Below are 15292 nucleotides of genomic sequence, written 5' to 3'. Positions count from 1 at the left end.
GACTATAGCAAGGCTGCGCGTGGCAGGCTGCAGCCGCTTCAGCCAGACACCAGCCGAGCCCCGCTAAAGGTTTACTGGAAGCGTGCAGCTTGAAGCCCATGGTGAACTTTTAGGTTTAGAATGGCCGCCACTTTGATTCCGCCTCTCTGTTAAGGGAAAGGGCAAGATGAACGATCCGCGCAAGAGCAGCGACAGCGAACCCACCACGCACTTTGGTTTCCAGAGCGTGCCGGAAAGCCAGAAGGCGGAAAAAGTCGCCGAAGTCTTTCACTCGGTCGCGGCCAAGTACGACCTGATGAACGACGTACTGTCCGGCGGCATGCACCGTCTGTGGAAGCGTTTCACCATCGAACTGTCTGGCGTGCGCACTGGCAACCGAGTGCTGGATATCGCCGGCGGCACGGGCGACCTGACACGCAAGTTCTCCAGCCTGGTCGGCCCGACCGGCGAAGTGGTGCTGGCCGATATCAACGAATCGATGCTGCGCGTCGGCCGTGACCGCCTGCTCGATACAGGCGTGGCCGGCAACGTCAGCTTCGTTCAGGCCGATGCGGAAAAGCTGCCGTTCCCGGACAACCATTTCGACGTGGTGACCATCGCCTTCGGCCTGCGCAACGTGACGCATAAAGAAGACGCCATCCGTTCGATGCTGCGCGTACTCAAGCCCGGCGGTCGCCTGCTGATTCTGGAGTTCTCCAAACCGTCCAGCCCGCTGCTGTCTAAGTTCTACGACGCCTACTCGTTCAAATTCATGCCGCTGGCCGGCAAGCTGATTACCAACGACGCGGAAAGCTACCGCTACCTGGCCGAGTCGATCCGCATGCACCCGGATCAAGACACCCTCAAGGCGATGATGGTTGAAGCCGGTTTCGAGCGTGTGACCTTCCACAATATGACCGGCGGCATCGTCGCCCTGCACCGCGGCATTAAGCCCTGATGCTCCTGACCGGGCTGCTGGCCGGCGTCGAACTCGGCCTCAATCGCGTGCTGGCCATGGACAGCACCGCGCTGCCACGTCTGGCGCGGTTGAGCGGCAAAGTGATTGCCGTCGAGTGCGCCGCGCCGAATCTGCAGCTGTTTATTCTGCCCAGCGCCAGCGGTCTGCAACTGGCCGCGCAGTGGGCCGGTGACGCTGATTGCCACTTGCGCGCGCCCGCAGCCAGCCTGCTGCGCCTGGCCACCAGCAAGGACAAGACCAGCATCCTGCACAGCGCGGAAGTCAGTCTGGATGGCGACAGCTCTGCCCTGCTGGAGCTGGCCGGGATACTTCAGGATCTTGAGCTGGACTGGGAATACGAACTGTCGCGCTGGCTCGGCCCGGTCGGCAGCCAGCTGCTCGGCGGCCATCTGCGCAGCCGGGTGGACTGGAGCAGCCAGGCGCTCGACAGCCTGCGCCTGAATCTGGCCGATTACCTCAGTGAAGAATCCCGCAGCCTGGTCGGCCAGCGCGAAGCCAATGCGCGCTTCGCCGAACTGGACCACCTCAAGCTGTCCCTCGACCGACTCGACGCGCGCATCGAGCGCCTCGCCCAACGCCATAAGCCCATCGCATGAAGCTGCTTGCCGTTCGTCGTCTGTTGCGTATCCAGCGCGTAGTCATTCGCTACCAGCTGGACGACCTGTTATTCGCTCTGCCGCTGCCTTTCTGGGCGCGCGTGCTGCGCTATGTGCTGCCCTGGCGCTGGCTGCCGCGCCGCGACTTGCTGCTTTCACGCGGCGCACGTTTGCGTCTGGCGGTGGAGGAACTGGGGCCGATTTTTATCAAATTCGGCCAGCTACTTTCCACCCGCCGCGACCTGCTACCCCCGGATATCGCCGATGAGCTGGCCAAGCTGCAGGATCAGGTGCCGCCTTTCGACCCGGCGAAATCACAGGCACTCATTGAGTCACAGCTGGGGGCCAAGGTCAGCGAGGTATTTGCCCGTTTCGATGCCCAGCCATTAGCCTCGGCATCTGTTGCACAGGTGCATGCTGCGCAACTGAAAAGCGGCGAAGAAGTAGTGGTCAAGGTGATTCGCCCGGGCCTGAAACCGGTAATCGAACAGGACATTGCCTGGCTGTTCCTGCTGGCCAAGCTGGCCGAGCGCGCCTCGGCCGATGCCCGCCGCCTGCGCCCAGTGGAAGTGGTCAGCGATTACGAGAAAACCATTTACGACGAACTTGATCTGCTGCGCGAGGCGGCCAACGCCAGCCAGCTGCGGCGCAACTTCGAAGGTTCGCCACTGCTCTATGTGCCGCAGGTGTATTGGGATTATTGCCGGCCGAAGGTGCTGGTGATGGAGCGCATCTATGGCATTCAGGTCACTGACCTGGAAACCCTGGCCGATCAGCGCACCGATATGAAACTGCTGGCCGAGCGCGGCGTGGAGATTTTCTTCACCCAGGTGTTCCGCGACAGCTTCTTCCACGCCGATATGCACCCCGGCAACATCTTTGTCAGTACGCGCACGCCGTGGAACCCGCAGTACATTGCCATCGACTGCGGCATCATCGGCAGCCTCACCGCCGAAGATCAGGACTACCTGGCGCGCAACCTGATCGCCTTCTTCAAGCGCGATTACCGCCGCGTGGCGCAGCTGCATATCGATTCCGGCTGGGTGCCGGCAGAAACCAAGATCAATGACTTCGAGGCGGCGATCCGCACCGTATGTGAGCCGATCTTCGAAAAACCACTGAAGGACATCTCCTTCGGCCAGGTGCTGTTGCGTCTGTTCCAGACCGCGCGGCGCTTCAATATGGAAGTGCAGCCGCAGTTGGTGCTGCTGCAGAAAACCTTGCTGAATATTGAAGGCCTGGGCCGTCAGCTGTACCCGGACCTGGACCTGTGGAATACCGCCCAGCCGTTCCTCGAGCGCTGGATGCGCGAGCGGGTCAGCCCAAAAAACCTGCTGCACAACCTGCACAGCCAGGTTGAGCAGGTTCCGCATCTGGCCAATATGACCCGCAGCCTGCTCGAGCGCATGGCACAGCCCCACGCTTACGACCCGCCACCACCCTGGCGCGACTCGCGCGGCGACCGACCGCTGCGTCTGCTCGGCGCGGCGCTACTGGGCGGCGGCGTGATGCTCGCGTTCAGTGCCGTCAGCTTGAGTGCGCTAGCAGCGTGGCCGGCCTGGTTGATGGGTGCAAGTGGCCTGTATCTGATAGTGCGCCGATAGCCAGTCGCTGCCGCGGCTGGCACACTGGGCGGACGCCGATAAGCGCATGCTGCATGCGCGTTGTGAACCACGGAATTGCAATGACTGACTGGCTCGATGAAATCAACTGGAACAGCGACGGCCTGGTGCCGGCCATCGCTCAAGACCACAAGACCGGCCGCGTGCTGATGATGGCCTGGATGAATCGTGAAGCCCTGAGCCTGACCGCGGCCGAGCAGCGCGCCATCTACTGGTCACGCTCACGCGGCAAACTCTGGCGCAAAGGCGAAGAATCCGGGCATGTGCAGAAACTGCATGAAATGCGCCTGGACTGCGACGCCGACGTGATCATCCTGATGGTCGAACAGTTGGGCGGCATTGCCTGCCACACGGGCCGCGAGAGCTGCTTCTACAGGATGTTCGAGAACGGCACCTGGAAAATCGTCGAGGCCGTGCTGAAAGACCCACACGCCATCTACAGCGCAGGACATACCCATGAGTGATTCGGCCATGACAGATACCCTGAGCCGCCTGGCCGAGGTGCTGGAGTCGCGCAAAGGCGCGGCCGCCGACAGCTCCTATGTCGCCAGCCTGTACCACAAGGGCCTGAACAAGATTCTGGAAAAGGTCGGTGAGGAATCGGTGGAAACCATCCTTGCAGCCAAGGATGCTGCCGTCAGCGGTGACTGCAGCGATGTGATTTATGAAACCGCCGACCTGTGGTTCCACAGCCTGGTCATGCTCGCTGCCCTCGGTCAGCACCCGCAGGCGGTACTGGACGAACTAGACAGGCGCTTTGGCCTCTCCGGGCACGCGGAAAAAGCCGCACGCTCGCAAGACTGATTAAACCTTCACTTACGGAGTACGCGTTATGGGATTCGGTGGCATTAGCATCTGGCAACTCCTGATCGTCCTGCTGATCGTGGTCATGCTGTTCGGCACCAAGCGCCTTAAAGGCCTGGGTTCCGATCTGGGTGATGCGATCAAGGGTTTCAAAAAATCGATGGGTAACGACGAAGAAAAGCCCGCAGTCGATGAGCCCAAGGGCCAGACCATCGATGCCCAGGCACGCAAAGTCGAAGAACCGGCGAAAAAAGACTAAGCCATGTTCGATATCGGCTTTACCGAACTGCTGTTGGTCGGCATCGTCGCCCTGGTGGTACTAGGGCCCGATCGCCTGCCCGGCGCGGTGCGCACTGCCGGTTTGTGGATCGGCCGGATCAAGCGCAGCTTCAGTGCGATCAAGGCTGAAGTTGAGCGTGAGATTGGCGCAGATGAAATCCGCCGCCAACTGCATAACGAGCAGATTCTCGAGCTTGAGCGGGAAATGAACGCGATGAAGCAAAATCTCAACGCGCCGCTTAGCAGCATCACTGAACCGAGCTCAGCCGCCCCTCCAGCAGCAGAGCCAACCGCAGCTACCGATACCCGCCAGGATAAAAGCCCGCAGCCATGAGCCAACGACCGGACAGCGATCAGGAAATGCCCCTGGTCTCGCACCTGACCGAACTGCGCACGCGTCTGCTGCGTATTGTGGCGGCAGTATTCGCGCTGTTTGCCGGGCTGTTCTATTTCTCCCAGGACATCTATGCGCTAGTCGCCGCGCCGCTGCGCGCCTACCTGCCGGAAGGCGCGACGATGATTGCCACGGGAGTGGCCTCGCCGTTCCTCACGCCGTTCAAACTGACCCTGATGGTCGCGCTGTTTCTGGCGATCCCGATCATCCTGCATCAGATCTGGGGCTTTATCGCGCCAGGGCTGTACAAGCACGAGAAGCGCATCGCCATACCGCTGCTGATCTCCAGCATCTTGCTGTTCTATGCCGGCATGGCCTTCGCCTATTTCGTGGTGTTCCCAATCATGTTTGGCTTCTTCGCCAGCGTGACCCCGGAAGGCGTGGCGATGATGACCGATATCGGTCAGTACCTGGATTTCGTCCTCACCCTGTTCTTCGCCTTCGGCGTGGCGTTCGAAATCCCAATTGCCACTTTTCTGCTGATCTGGGTCGGGGTTGTCGATGTCGCGACACTGCGCAAGAGCCGGCCCTATGTAGTTGTCGGCTGCTTTGTTGTCGGCATGGTGCTGACCCCGCCGGACGTGTTTTCGCAGACCCTGCTGGCCTTACCCATGTGGCTGCTATTCGAGGCAGGCCTGCTCTGCGGCAGCCTGGTCAAGCGCCGCGCCGACGAGGACGCAGCGGCTGAAGCCGATAGCGACAGCCCCTCCAACGATCAGCCACCTGCCGCGCAACCGTGAACCTGCTGCTCCTCGAAGACGGCGACTTTATCGCCGCTGACCGCGTGCTGCTAAGCGGCCGCCGCCTCAAGCATCTGCATGAAGTGCATCGCGCCGAGGCCGGCGATAGCCTACGCGTCGGTCGCATGAATGGCCTGATGGGCAGCGGCCAGTTACTGCGTCTGGATGCGGAGCAAGCCGAACTCTCGGTACAACTCGATCAGCCGCCACCGGAGAAGTTGCCGCTTACCCTGCTGCTGGCCCTGCCGCGACCGAAGATGCTGCGCCGCGTGCTGCAAACCGTCAGCGCCATGGGCGTGCCCAGGCTGATTCTGCTGAACAGCTACCGGGTGGAAAAAAGCTTCTGGCAGACGCCTTTCCTCGAACCTGCAGCGATTCGCGAACAGCTGATCCTCGGCCTGGAGCAGGCCCGCGATACAGTGCTGCCGGAAGTGATTATCGAGAAACGCTTCAAGCCCTTTGTCGAGGACCAACTGCCCAACATCGTTGCCGGCACCCTTGGTCTGGTTGGCCATCCAGGCAACTTCCCAGCCTGCCCTCGGGCAGTCGAGCAGGCCGTTACGCTGGCCATTGGCCCAGAAGGCGGCTGGATTCCCTATGAAGTGGACAAGCTGCAGGAAGCTGGCCTGCAGCCGGTGCAACTGGGCGCGCGGATTCTACGAGTCGAGACGGCGGTTACCGCCTTGCTGGCGCGACTGTTCTAAGCGAACACCGACTCCGTAGGAGCGGGTCATGCCCGCGAGTGGCGGTATCTGGGAAATCGCTCGCACGCATGGCGCGCTCCTACAGGTTCTCTCCAACCTCAAGAACGTGCCAGTGCGCCGGCAGTAGCTGGCCCTTGAGCGCAGGCGCCTCCTCCAGCTGAACATCCCTCGGCTCCAGCGGCTCACCACAATCCGAACACACCAGCACGCCGTGCATCGGCTGGCCGCAGGTGCGGTGGATATGCCGAATCGGCGCACCTTCCGCGCCGCTCATATGGCGGTCGCCCCAGTTCACCAGGGCCATAATGGCTGGGTATAAATCGCGGCCCTTGGCGCTCAGGCAGTATTCCTCACGCAGTGGCCGCTGCTGATAGGCCACCTTGTCCAGCACCCCGGCTTCCACCAGCTTTTTCAGGCGCTCGGCCAGCACGTGGCGGGTAATCCCCAAGCGTTTTTCGAACTCGTCGAAGCGGCGGATACCTAGAAAACTCTCGCGCAGCACCAGCAGCGTCCAGCGGTCACCCACCACCGACAGGGTACGGGCCAGGGAGCAGGGTTGCTGCTCTAGTTCTTCCCAACGCATAAGCCAATCTCCAACTGCGATGGCTCACCATAGCTTGACAGGTTCCAAAATGGAACCGACTATCAAGCCAAGTTCCAAAACAGAACTTATGGAGAGCAACGATGATAGAACGCAAAGCAATTCTGGTAGTAGGCGCCGGTGACGCCACTGGCGGCGCCATCGCCAAACGCTTCGCTCGCGAGGGCTATGTGGCCTGCGTGGCACGACGGAATGCGGAAAAACTCGAGCCGCTGGTAGCGGAGATTGAATCGGTAGGTGGCAGCGCGCGCGCCTTTGGCTGCGATGCGCGAGTCGAGGAACAGGTCATCGAACTGTTTGCCACCATCGAACGCGAGGTCGGCCCGCTGCATGCGGTGGTGTTCAACATCGGCGCCAACGTACAGTTCTCCATCACCGAGACCACCGAACGGGTCTACCGCAAGGTCTGGGAGATGGCGGCGCTGGCCGGCTTTCTCACCGGTCGTGAAGCCGCCAAGGTCATGCTGCCGCGCGGGCAAGGCACGATTATCTTTACCGGTGCCACCGCCTCGTTGCGCGGCCGCGCGAATTTCTCCGCCTTCGCCAGCGCCAAGTTCGCCCTGCGCGCCCTGGCCCAGAGCATGGCCCGCGAGCTCGGCCCCAAGGGTATCCATGTCGCCCACCCGATCATCGACGGGGCCATCGACACCGCGTTTATCCGCGACACCTTCCCTCAGCTGTACCAGCTCAAGGATCAGGACGGCATCCTCAACCCGGAGCATATCGCCGAGACCTACTGGCAGATCCACGGTCAGCCACGCGATTGCTGGGTGCATGAGCTGGACCTACGGCCATGGAGCGAAACCTTCTAAACAACGCTCACCAACTCGTAGGGTGGATGACGCTTCTCCCATCCACCACTTCGCTTGCCCTGGTGGATGAAAAAAGCGTCATTCACCCTACAGCCTGCCCAGCAATTTCGAACCTGAAGACAGGACATATGATGAACAAGACAGTTGAGTTCTTTTTCGATTTTGGCAGCCCGGCCAGTTATCTGGCCTGGACCCAGCTACCGCGTATTGCCCGCGAGGCCGGCGCGCAGATTGTCTGGCGGCCGATGCTGCTCGGTGGCGTCTTCAAGGCCACCGGCAATCAGTCACCAGTGAATATCCCGGCCAAGGGTCGCTATATGCTGCAGGACCTGGCGCGCTTCGCCAAACGCTATGGCGTGACCATGGCCTTTAGCCCGAGTTTCCCGATCAACACCCTAACGCTGATGCGCGGCGCTGCCGGTTACCATGGCAGCGAGCGCTTCGAGCACTATCTAAAAACCATCTTCGAAGCGCTGTGGGTGCAACAGAAAAACCTCGGCAAGCCCGAAGTGGTTGCCGAAGTGCTTAGCGCCGCCGGCTTCGACCCAGCCGAGTTCGAGCGGTTGGTCAGCGATGATGCGGTCAAGGAACGACTCAAGGCCACCACCGAAGAGGCAATCAACCGCGGCGTGTTTGGCGCACCGACCTTCTTTATCGGCAGCGAGATGCACTTCGGTCAGGATCGCCTCGACTTCGTCGCCGAAGCCCTGGCGCGCTAGCTTTCCAGCAGAAAGGTCACCGGCCCGTCGTTGACCAGATGCACCTGCATATCAGCGCCGAACTGGCCCGTGGCAACCTTCGCGTGTTTGCCACGGGCCTGGGTAACCAACAGATCGAAAAGCTCAGCGCCCAGCGCCGGCGGCGCAGCGCTGGAAAAACTCGGGCGTAGACCGCTCTTGGTGTCAGCTGCCAGGGTGAATTGTGAGACCAGCAGCAGTCCACCGTCGATATCGCTGAGCGACAGATTCATCTTGCCGGCGGCATCGCTGAATACGCGGTAGTTGAGCAACTTGTGCAGGATTTTTTCGACACTGACCGGACTGTCCTGCGGCTCTACGCCAACCAGTGCCAGCAGGCCATGATCAATCGCGCCTACCACCTCACCTGCTACTTCTACTCGGGCGCCACGCACCCGTTGAATCAGTGCCTTCATGCTTCGTCCGGCGCCAGGTTAAGCAGCCGCCGCGCCAGCTCATCGGCAGCGCGTACCAGGGCGTCGGTAATTCCATTCTCGGCCGCCGAATGGCCGGCATCGCGGATGATCTGTAGCTCACTGTTCGGCCAGGCTTGGTGCAGCGCCCAGGCGTTGTCCAGCGGGCAAATCACGTCATAGCGGCCATGCACGATCACCCCCGGTAAATGGGCGATCTTCGGCATATCGCGCAGCAGCTGATCGGGTTCGAGGAAGGCATTGTTAACGAAGTAATGGCATTCGATCCGAGCAATCGATAGCGCGCGATGGCTGTCGCTGAAGCGGTCAACCACTTGCGGGTTGGGACGCAGGGTGGCGGTGCGGCCTTCCCAGGTTGACCAGGCCTTAGCCGCGTGCATCTGGGCGATCTGGTCGGAGCCGGTCAGACGCTTGTGGAAGGCCCGCATCAGATCGCCGCGCTCATCCGTGGGGATTGGTGCCAGGTAGTCTTCCCAGTAGTCGGGAAACAGCCGGCTGGCGCCTTCCTGATAGAACCAGTCGAACTCCTGCGGCCGACAGAGGAAGATGCCGCGCAGAATCAGCCCGTGCACGCGCTGCGGATGGGCCTGGGCGTAGGCCAGGGCCAGGGTCGAGCCCCAGGAGCCGCCGAAAAGCACCCACTTGTCGATGCCGAGGTGCTCGCGAATCTGCTCCATATCGGCGATCAGCGCTTGGGTGGTGTTGTTTTCCAGGCTGGCATGAGGCGTGGAGCGGCCGCAGCCACGCTGATCGAAAGTGACGATGCGATAGAGATTGGGATCAAAATAGCGCCGGCTTGCCGCGTCGCAGCCTGCACCTGGGCCACCATGGATAAACACCACGGGCAAACCATCCGGCGAACCACTTTCGTCCACATACAGCACGTGCGGCGCTTGCACGGCCAGCTCATGACGGGCGTAGGGTTTAATTTCCGGATACAAGGTCTGCATGGCATGCTCCTGAATTGATGCGTAGCTTGGCGGCTTGGCGAAGGTGAGTCACCTGTCACTGCCGTCCAACGCCCTGCCGGGCATCATAACCATGAAAAAGGAGTTCAGCATGCCAACAAGGATATTTGCCTTAGCTTTCGTAATGTTTTGCACCCTGCTCGCCGGTTGCGGCGGCAAGGATGACCCGCAAGCAGCGCTGGAAGCAGCCGTGCAACAGCTGCAGGACAACTTGGAAGCCAAGAAAAACAGCGCAGTGCTCGACCAGCTTCACCCGCAGTTCTCGGCCCAGGGCGAGTTCGACCGCGAGTGGGCACAGCGCACCATGTTGATGCTGTTTATGCGCCACAAGAATGTCGAAATACTGGCTCTGAGCAAGGCCAGCTACGTCCATGAAACCTATCGCGAGAAAGGCTTCACCGAAGCCCAGGTTGCCTTGGTCGGCGCCGAAAGCCTGATCCCCGACAGTGCTCGTCACTTTATCGTTGAGATGGAGTGGTGGCTGGAAGGCGATGAGTGGAAGCTGGCGCGATTGAAGTGGCAATAACAGCCCGGCCACTGATTAAAGCAGCCAGGGGATAAACATCTTGCTGCGCTGCATATAGTCGCGATACGCCTCGCCAAACTGCTGCAGACACTCGGCCTCGTCGCGCTTGGCGGTCAGCCAAAGCGCCAGACTGGCCAACAGCGCCAGGATCAGGCTCAGTCCATTGGGTTGCTTGCAGGCCACGCCCCAGGCCAGCAACAACAGCGAGGCGTACAGCGGGTGGCGGATCAGCCGAAAGATGCCGCTGGTCACCAGCTGCGAGGTGCGCTCGAAGGCGAATAGCTCGGCTTCCGTACGCTGCCCATCGGGGCGACCCATGCGCCGTAGCTGATAGAGGCCGGCAAACAGCAGCAGCAAGGATGCGAACAGCAACAACCAGGACAGACGCTGATGCAGGGCGAAACGGTCGACAAACCAGACCGGCCCATTGAGCACCAGCAAGGCCAGAATCGCCTCCCAAGCGAAGAACCGGTAGAAGCCATGGGACTGCGGGCTGCGCACTGCCCGCCAGGACAGCGCCAGCAAGATCAGAGACCCCAGCGCAAAAGCCAACCCCTGCAGCCACACCATTTAAGTCCTCTCCCACTCCGTCCGTTAGCAGGTCGTTGAAAAACCACCTGCCTGGACAATCCTGCGTTAATAACAGCTCGTTAGCCCGTCAAACCCAGGCGCTGCGAGACCTGCAGGCCCTCTGTTACACTGCCGACCTCTTTGTCTCGGCCGCCCGCAATGGACCGCACCCAACTGCACAGCCTGCTGCCCCATCAAGGCCCAGCCCTCTGGCTGGATGGCCTGTTGGCGCATGACAGCCTGAGCATTCAAGGCCTGAGTGCCTGGCGCTTTCTCGAGACCTTTGGCAGCGACGCCTCACCCTGCCTGCTGTTCGAGGCAGCAGCCCAATTGTGCGCCGCGCATGGTGCCTTATACGGCGATGCCAGTGCCATTGAAATGGCACTGGTCGGCAAGCTCTCGCAATTGCAGCTGCACCATGAACCGACGCAACGCAGCGGCGCGCTGCAAGTCAGCGCCCAGCAAGAAGCGCTAAGCCCGGCCGGCGCGCTGTATGCCTTCAGCATCCACAATGACGAGCAGCTACTGCTCGACGGCAAACTGCTGCTGGTGTTGATCCATGCTTGAACTTCGCCACGTTACGCACAGCTACCCAGGCGCAAGCCGCGCCGCGCTGCAGGGTATCGACCTGCAGCTACAGGCCGGCGAATGCCTCGGCCTACTCGGCAGTAACGGCGCCGGCAAGACCACCCTGCTCTCCTTGCTGAGCGGCGTGCTGGCGCTGCAACAGGGCGAGCTGCGTTGGGAAGGCCAGCCAAGGCTCGGCCTGGTACCGCAGCAGCTGGCCTTCTATGCCGGGCTCAAGGTGGGCGAGAACCTCGAATTATTTGCCGACCTGTATCGCCTGCGCGGCGCCGAACGCCGTCAGCGCCTGCAGCAGTGCATCGATATCTGCGCCTTGGGAGACAAGCTGACGCGACGCAGCGAGCAGCTCTCCGGCGGCGAACAACGGCGCTTGAACTTCGCTATCGGCCTGCTGCAACCCGCTGACCTCTATTTATTCGATGAAGCTACCGTGGGCGTCGACGCCGCGAGTCGCCAACAGCTGCTGGCTGCCGTGGAGCAGCTGACAGCCGATGGTAAGGCGGTGATCTACACCAGCCACTATCTGGAAGAAGTCGAGCGGGTCGCCCAGCGCATTCTGCTGCTGCACGAAGGTCAGGTACGCCTGGATCTGGACAAACGCCAGCTGCTCGGTGACGACCACAGCCTGCTGCTGGAGTGGCCGGACGCGCCCCCCGCCGGCCTTAACCAGCTGCTAGCGAGCCTGCAACTGACGGCCGAAGTGCTGCCTAGGGGTCTGCGTATCGCATCTCTGAATGGCCAGCAGCTGCTGGCAATCACCGATTTTGTCGCCACCCAGGATGGCCTGCCCAACCTGCTGCGCTTTGGTCGCCCCTCGCTTGAACAGCTTTATCTGCGTCTTAACGGAGGCCGGCTATGAGGCTCTGGGCATTGCTGCGCAAGGAAGTGCTGTTGCTGCTGCGCGACCCCCATGCGCTGGCCGTGCTGTTTATTATGCCGACGCTGTTTCTGCTGCTGATGGCCGGGGCCATGTCCAGCTACATGCAGGACAAACCACCGGCGCTGCGCCTGATTATCGAAGCGCCGCAGGGCGACGCCAGCCAGTTCTTCCGCGACGCCTTGCAGGCGCAGCTGGCAGATAGTCAGTTGCTCGCAGACAGCAATGAGCGCCTCGCCCATGTGCGCCTGCCCGCCGACTTTGCCGACACGCTGCTGGATAGCCCGCATCAAGGGCCGAGCCTGAGCTTCCCGGCGCAGTTCGACAAACTGTCGCGCCAGCGTCTGCACAGCGCGGTAAGCATCGCCCTGGCGCAAACCCGGTTGCTGGCTTATCTGGAAGACAGCGGCGTGATCGATGCCGAATTAAGCCGCGCCGAGCGATTGGAGCTGGTGCAGCAGCGCACCCAGAGCCGGATCGACGAGCAGGAACAACTGGCCAGCGGCGACCTCAGCGGCCGTGCCAACGCCACCCAACTAAGCGTGCCGGCCTGGCTGATCTTCGGCATGTTCTTCGTGGTGTTGCCCATGGCCGGTGGCTTTCAGCGTGAGCAACAGAGCGGCACCTTGCTGCGCCTGCGCTGCCTGGGCCTGAACCTCGGCACCCTGGTGCTAAGCAAACTGCTGCCGTACCTGGCGATCAACCTGCTGCAGTTTGTTCTGCTGCTGGGTATCGGCGTCTATGGCCTGCCGCTGCTTGGTCTGCCCGCCCTGAGTTTGCCCGGCAGCGCCGTGGCCTACCCGCTATTGGCCGTCAGCATCGCCCTGGCCACCTGCAGCCTAGGCTTGCTGCTGGCCGCATTGGCGCGTAGCAGCGAGCAGGCACTGCTCCTTGGCGGCGGCATCAACATCCTGCTGGCCGCGATTGGCGGAATCATGGTGCCGAAAAGCGTGATGCCGGCGGCCATGGCCCAACTGGCGGAAATCTCCCCAATGAGCTGGGCGCTGGACGCCTTTCTCACCCTGCTGGTGGGCCACGGCTTACTGGCCGACATCGCCCCCTACTGCGCGCGCCTGCTGCTGTTTGCAGCGCTGTGCGGGATGGCCGGGCTGCTTCTGTTCACCCGACGAGTACAGCGCACGCAATGGACCACTCACTACTAGAACAACAACTCAAACAACTGCTGATCCGCGAGTGCGACAAGGAAGACGATATCGACTGGCAGAGCATCAGCGACGACGAGCCGCTGTTCGGCGCGAAAAGCCGTATCGCCATGGACAGCCTCGACGCCCTGCAAGTCTCCCTGGCGCTGCAGCAGCACTACGGCGTACGCATCGAAGGCGCCAAAGATGGCCGTCGCATCCTCGCTAGCATCGCCAGTATTGCCGCCTATATCAGGCAGCAGCAGTGAATCCGATCTACCTGCAGCGCGCGGCCCTGCACTGCGCTTTGGGCGATGACCTGCACAGCGCAGCACGCGCCCTACAGATGGGCCCGCCGCCACAAGGCGAGCCCTTTGTGCTGCATGAAGTGCATGAGCCGCGCACTTATCTATACGCCACCAAAACCGGCGAAAGCCTGAGCCAGCGCCTGGATCGCCTGCTGGGCGAAGCCCTCGGCGCAAATCTCCAGCCCCTCGACGACTGCCTGCTGATCGTCGCCAGCACCAGCCTGGATATCAGTGAGCTGGAGGCCATAACCCGTCGACAGCAGAGCTTTCGTCCGGACGACTCGACGTCCCTCGACCTGCTTGCCAATCAGCTGCGCCAACGCTGGGGCTTTGCCGCCGCGTTTACCTTGAACACCGCCTGCACCAGTGCCGCCAACGGCCTGCTTTATGGCGCCCGGCTTATCAACGACGGCCAGTACGCCCGCGCCCTAGTGCTAAGCTTCGAAACGCCCAGCGCCATCGCCATGCAGGGTTTCGGCGCGCTGATGCTGACCAGCCCCAGCGGCCAGTATCGCCCGTTTCATCCCGAGCGCGACGGCCTGCTGCTGGGCGAAGCCTATGCCGCCGTGCTGCTCAGCCGCGAGCCGGGTGACGCACCACTGGCGCGCCTGCTGGGCGGTTTTAGCGCCTGCGACACCAGCAGCCTGACCACCACCCGCGAAGATGGCAGTCATATCCACTGGGTCATGCAACAGGCGCTACGCAGCGCCAGCTGCACGGCGGCGCAGATCGACCTGGTGAAACTGCACGGCACCGCCACCAGCGCCAACGATGTAGCCGAAAGCAACGGCATGCGCCTGCTCTATGGCGAACAGATGCCGGCCCTAAGCCTGCTCAAACCATGGCTCGGCCATACCCTGGGTGCCTGCGGTCTGAGTGAAAGCCTGCTGCTGCTCAAGGCCCTGCAAAACGGCCCGCTGCCCGCTGTGAGCTACGCCAACGAAGCCATGCTGCCCTTGGGTGCAGAACCGCAGATGCTGGCGACAGACAGCCTGCTGCTAACAAACTTCTTCGGCTTTGGCGGCAATAACGCCAGCCTAGTCTTGCAGGGTTGCCTCGCAGGAGAAACGCCATGCCGGTAATCGCCGCCAGTGAGATCCACGGCCTGGCCAGCACGGATGACAAACAGCTGAAGACCGCTCTGGGTCAGTGGCTGGACAATCCGCCACGGCGTATCGACCGCTTGATCCTGCAATGCCTGCTGGCCGCAGCGCCCTTGAAACCTCAGGTACGCAGCAACTGCGGTCTGTATCTGGCCTCGGCGCACCCGGCGCGGGCCACCATGGGTGCGCTGCTGGAGGCGGTATGCGTGCAGCACAAACAGCCCAAGCCTTTCGAGTTTGTGAATAGCGTGAGCAATGCCGCGGGCTTCCACATCGCCCAGCAGCTGGGTATCAACGGGCCGAACCTGTTTATCGGTGCTGGAGAGCAGGTCTGGGCGCAGTTGCAGGCCTTGGCCAACCTAGATCTGCAGGATGGCCTGATCGAACAGGCACTCTTACTGGTCTGCGACGAACGTGGAGATTTCTGCGTACAGGCCCTGCTGTTGGAAGGTGCGGTAAGCGGTGCCTACACCAACAGCTTTGCCGAGTTAAGCGTAGGGATCAAAGTCATGCAGCTGCACCTCGAATAGAC

General features: G+C 61.7%; 22 protein-coding genes. 18 read left to right on the top strand and 4 right to left on the bottom strand.

What is annotated here, in order from left to right:
- Positions 1 to 166: 166 nt before the first annotated feature.
- From ubiE to AACY25_RS14390, 9 genes are all read left to right on the top strand, one after another.
- Complete coding sequence (gene ubiE, locus AACY25_RS14430) at positions 167 to 937, top strand: bifunctional demethylmenaquinone methyltransferase/2-methoxy-6-polyprenyl-1,4-benzoquinol methylase UbiE (protein ID WP_339525414.1); 771 nt, start codon at positions 167 to 169, stop codon at positions 935 to 937.
- Positions 937 to 1554 carry a ubiquinone biosynthesis accessory factor UbiJ gene (locus AACY25_RS14425; RefSeq protein ID WP_339525412.1) on the top strand — a complete coding sequence of 206 codons (618 nt, stop codon included), beginning with the start codon at positions 937 to 939 and terminating at the stop codon, positions 1552 to 1554. Before ubiE ends, AACY25_RS14425 begins: the two co-directional genes overlap by 1 nt.
- Positions 1551 to 3158, top strand: coding sequence for a ubiquinone biosynthesis regulatory protein kinase UbiB (gene ubiB, locus AACY25_RS14420; protein WP_339525411.1), 1608 nt, complete (start codon positions 1551 to 1553; stop codon positions 3156 to 3158). Before AACY25_RS14425 ends, ubiB begins: the two co-directional genes overlap by 4 nt.
- 80 nt (positions 3159 to 3238) lie before the next feature.
- Positions 3239 to 3640, top strand: coding sequence for a phosphoribosyl-AMP cyclohydrolase (gene hisI, locus AACY25_RS14415; RefSeq protein WP_339525410.1), 402 nt, complete (start codon positions 3239 to 3241; stop codon positions 3638 to 3640).
- 7 nt (positions 3641 to 3647) lie between these two features.
- Entirely contained in the window at positions 3648 to 3980 is a 333-nt protein-coding gene (locus AACY25_RS14410; protein ID WP_090255176.1) for a phosphoribosyl-ATP diphosphatase, read from the top strand.
- Positions 3981 to 4008: 28 nt separating this feature from the next.
- Complete coding sequence (gene tatA / locus AACY25_RS14405; protein WP_339525409.1) at positions 4009 to 4239, top strand: twin-arginine translocase TatA/TatE family subunit; 231 nt, start codon at positions 4009 to 4011, stop codon at positions 4237 to 4239.
- A 3-nt stretch (positions 4240 to 4242) separates the two neighbouring features.
- Positions 4243 to 4593 carry a Sec-independent protein translocase protein TatB gene (gene tatB, locus AACY25_RS14400; protein ID WP_339525408.1) on the top strand — a complete coding sequence of 117 codons (351 nt, stop codon included), beginning with the start codon at positions 4243 to 4245 and terminating at the stop codon, positions 4591 to 4593.
- Complete coding sequence (gene tatC, locus AACY25_RS14395) at positions 4590 to 5393, top strand: twin-arginine translocase subunit TatC (RefSeq protein WP_339525406.1); 804 nt, start codon at positions 4590 to 4592, stop codon at positions 5391 to 5393. Before tatB ends, tatC begins: the two co-directional genes overlap by 4 nt.
- Positions 5390 to 6097, top strand: a complete 708-nt coding sequence (locus AACY25_RS14390) for a 16S rRNA (uracil(1498)-N(3))-methyltransferase (RefSeq protein ID WP_339525404.1) — start codon at positions 5390 to 5392, stop codon at positions 6095 to 6097. The genes tatC and AACY25_RS14390 overlap by 4 nt, the downstream gene beginning before the upstream one ends.
- A gap of 79 nt (positions 6098 to 6176) precedes the next feature.
- Here AACY25_RS14390 and AACY25_RS14385 read toward each other — a convergent pair whose 3' ends face one another.
- Positions 6177 to 6680: a winged helix-turn-helix transcriptional regulator gene (locus AACY25_RS14385; RefSeq protein ID WP_339525402.1), complete on the bottom strand. Its 504-nt coding sequence runs from the start codon at positions 6678 to 6680 to the stop codon at positions 6177 to 6179.
- A gap of 101 nt (positions 6681 to 6781) precedes the next feature.
- On the opposite strand from AACY25_RS14385, the gene AACY25_RS14380 reads away from it, so the two are divergent.
- Both AACY25_RS14380 and AACY25_RS14375 read left to right on the top strand, forming a co-directional pair.
- Complete coding sequence (locus tag AACY25_RS14380; RefSeq protein ID WP_339525400.1) at positions 6782 to 7510, top strand: SDR family oxidoreductase; 729 nt, start codon at positions 6782 to 6784, stop codon at positions 7508 to 7510.
- 131 nt (positions 7511 to 7641) lie between these two features.
- Positions 7642 to 8229 carry a 2-hydroxychromene-2-carboxylate isomerase gene (locus tag AACY25_RS14375; RefSeq protein ID WP_339525398.1) on the top strand — a complete coding sequence of 196 codons (588 nt, stop codon included), beginning with the start codon at positions 7642 to 7644 and terminating at the stop codon, positions 8227 to 8229.
- Here the strand turns inward: AACY25_RS14375 and dtd are convergent.
- Both dtd and pip read right to left on the bottom strand, forming a co-directional pair.
- Positions 8226 to 8663, bottom strand: a complete 438-nt coding sequence (gene dtd / locus AACY25_RS14370; protein ID WP_339525397.1) for a D-aminoacyl-tRNA deacylase — start codon at positions 8661 to 8663, stop codon at positions 8226 to 8228. The genes AACY25_RS14375 and dtd overlap by 4 nt on opposite strands.
- Entirely contained in the window at positions 8660 to 9631 is a 972-nt protein-coding gene (gene pip / locus AACY25_RS14365; RefSeq protein WP_339525396.1) for a prolyl aminopeptidase, read from the bottom strand. The genes dtd and pip overlap by 4 nt, the downstream gene beginning before the upstream one ends.
- Positions 9632 to 9740: 109 nt before the next feature.
- On the opposite strand from pip, the gene AACY25_RS14360 reads away from it, so the two are divergent.
- The gene (locus AACY25_RS14360) at positions 9741 to 10175 is read left to right on the top strand and encodes a hypothetical protein (protein WP_339525394.1); all 435 of its coding nucleotides are present in this window, start codon (positions 9741 to 9743) and stop codon (positions 10173 to 10175) included.
- A 15-nt stretch (positions 10176 to 10190) separates the two neighbouring features.
- On the opposite strand, the gene AACY25_RS14355 is transcribed toward AACY25_RS14360, so the two are convergent.
- Entirely contained in the window at positions 10191 to 10745 is a 555-nt protein-coding gene (locus tag AACY25_RS14355) for a methyltransferase family protein (RefSeq protein ID WP_339525392.1), read from the bottom strand.
- A gap of 159 nt (positions 10746 to 10904) precedes the next feature.
- On the opposite strand from AACY25_RS14355, the gene AACY25_RS14350 reads away from it, so the two are divergent.
- The 6 genes from AACY25_RS14350 to AACY25_RS14325 are packed head-to-tail and all read left to right on the top strand — an operon-like array spanning position 10905 to position 15290.
- Positions 10905 to 11312, top strand: a complete 408-nt coding sequence (locus tag AACY25_RS14350; RefSeq protein ID WP_339525390.1) for a beta-hydroxyacyl-ACP dehydratase — start codon at positions 10905 to 10907, stop codon at positions 11310 to 11312.
- A complete protein-coding gene (locus tag AACY25_RS14345; RefSeq protein WP_339525389.1) occupies positions 11305 to 12189 on the top strand; it encodes an ABC transporter ATP-binding protein in 885 nt (294 codons plus the stop codon). The genes AACY25_RS14350 and AACY25_RS14345 overlap by 8 nt, the downstream gene beginning before the upstream one ends.
- The gene (locus AACY25_RS14340) at positions 12186 to 13370 is read left to right on the top strand and encodes an ABC transporter permease (protein ID WP_339525388.1); all 1185 of its coding nucleotides are present in this window, start codon (positions 12186 to 12188) and stop codon (positions 13368 to 13370) included. Before AACY25_RS14345 ends, AACY25_RS14340 begins: the two co-directional genes overlap by 4 nt.
- Positions 13352 to 13618 (top strand): acyl carrier protein, encoded by a 267-nt coding sequence (locus tag AACY25_RS14335; protein ID WP_339525387.1) that lies wholly within the window; start codon positions 13352 to 13354, stop codon positions 13616 to 13618. The genes AACY25_RS14340 and AACY25_RS14335 overlap by 19 nt, the downstream gene beginning before the upstream one ends.
- A complete protein-coding gene (locus AACY25_RS14330) occupies positions 13615 to 14739 on the top strand; it encodes a beta-ketoacyl synthase N-terminal-like domain-containing protein (RefSeq protein ID WP_339525385.1) in 1125 nt (374 codons plus the stop codon). Before AACY25_RS14335 ends, AACY25_RS14330 begins: the two co-directional genes overlap by 4 nt.
- On the top strand, positions 14730 to 15290 hold the full coding sequence (locus tag AACY25_RS14325) for a hypothetical protein (RefSeq protein ID WP_339525384.1): 561 nt from the start codon (positions 14730 to 14732) through the stop codon (positions 15288 to 15290). Before AACY25_RS14330 ends, AACY25_RS14325 begins: the two co-directional genes overlap by 10 nt.
- Positions 15291 to 15292: the final 2 nt, after the last annotated feature.

It is taken from the genome of Pseudomonas sp. EA_35y_Pfl2_R111 (assembly GCF_963970955.1).
Taxonomy (GTDB): Bacteria; Pseudomonadota; Gammaproteobacteria; order Pseudomonadales; family Pseudomonadaceae; genus Aquipseudomonas.
The sequence above is the reverse complement of the archived record's forward strand: the minus strand, read 5'-3'. Positions and strand labels throughout refer to the sequence as shown.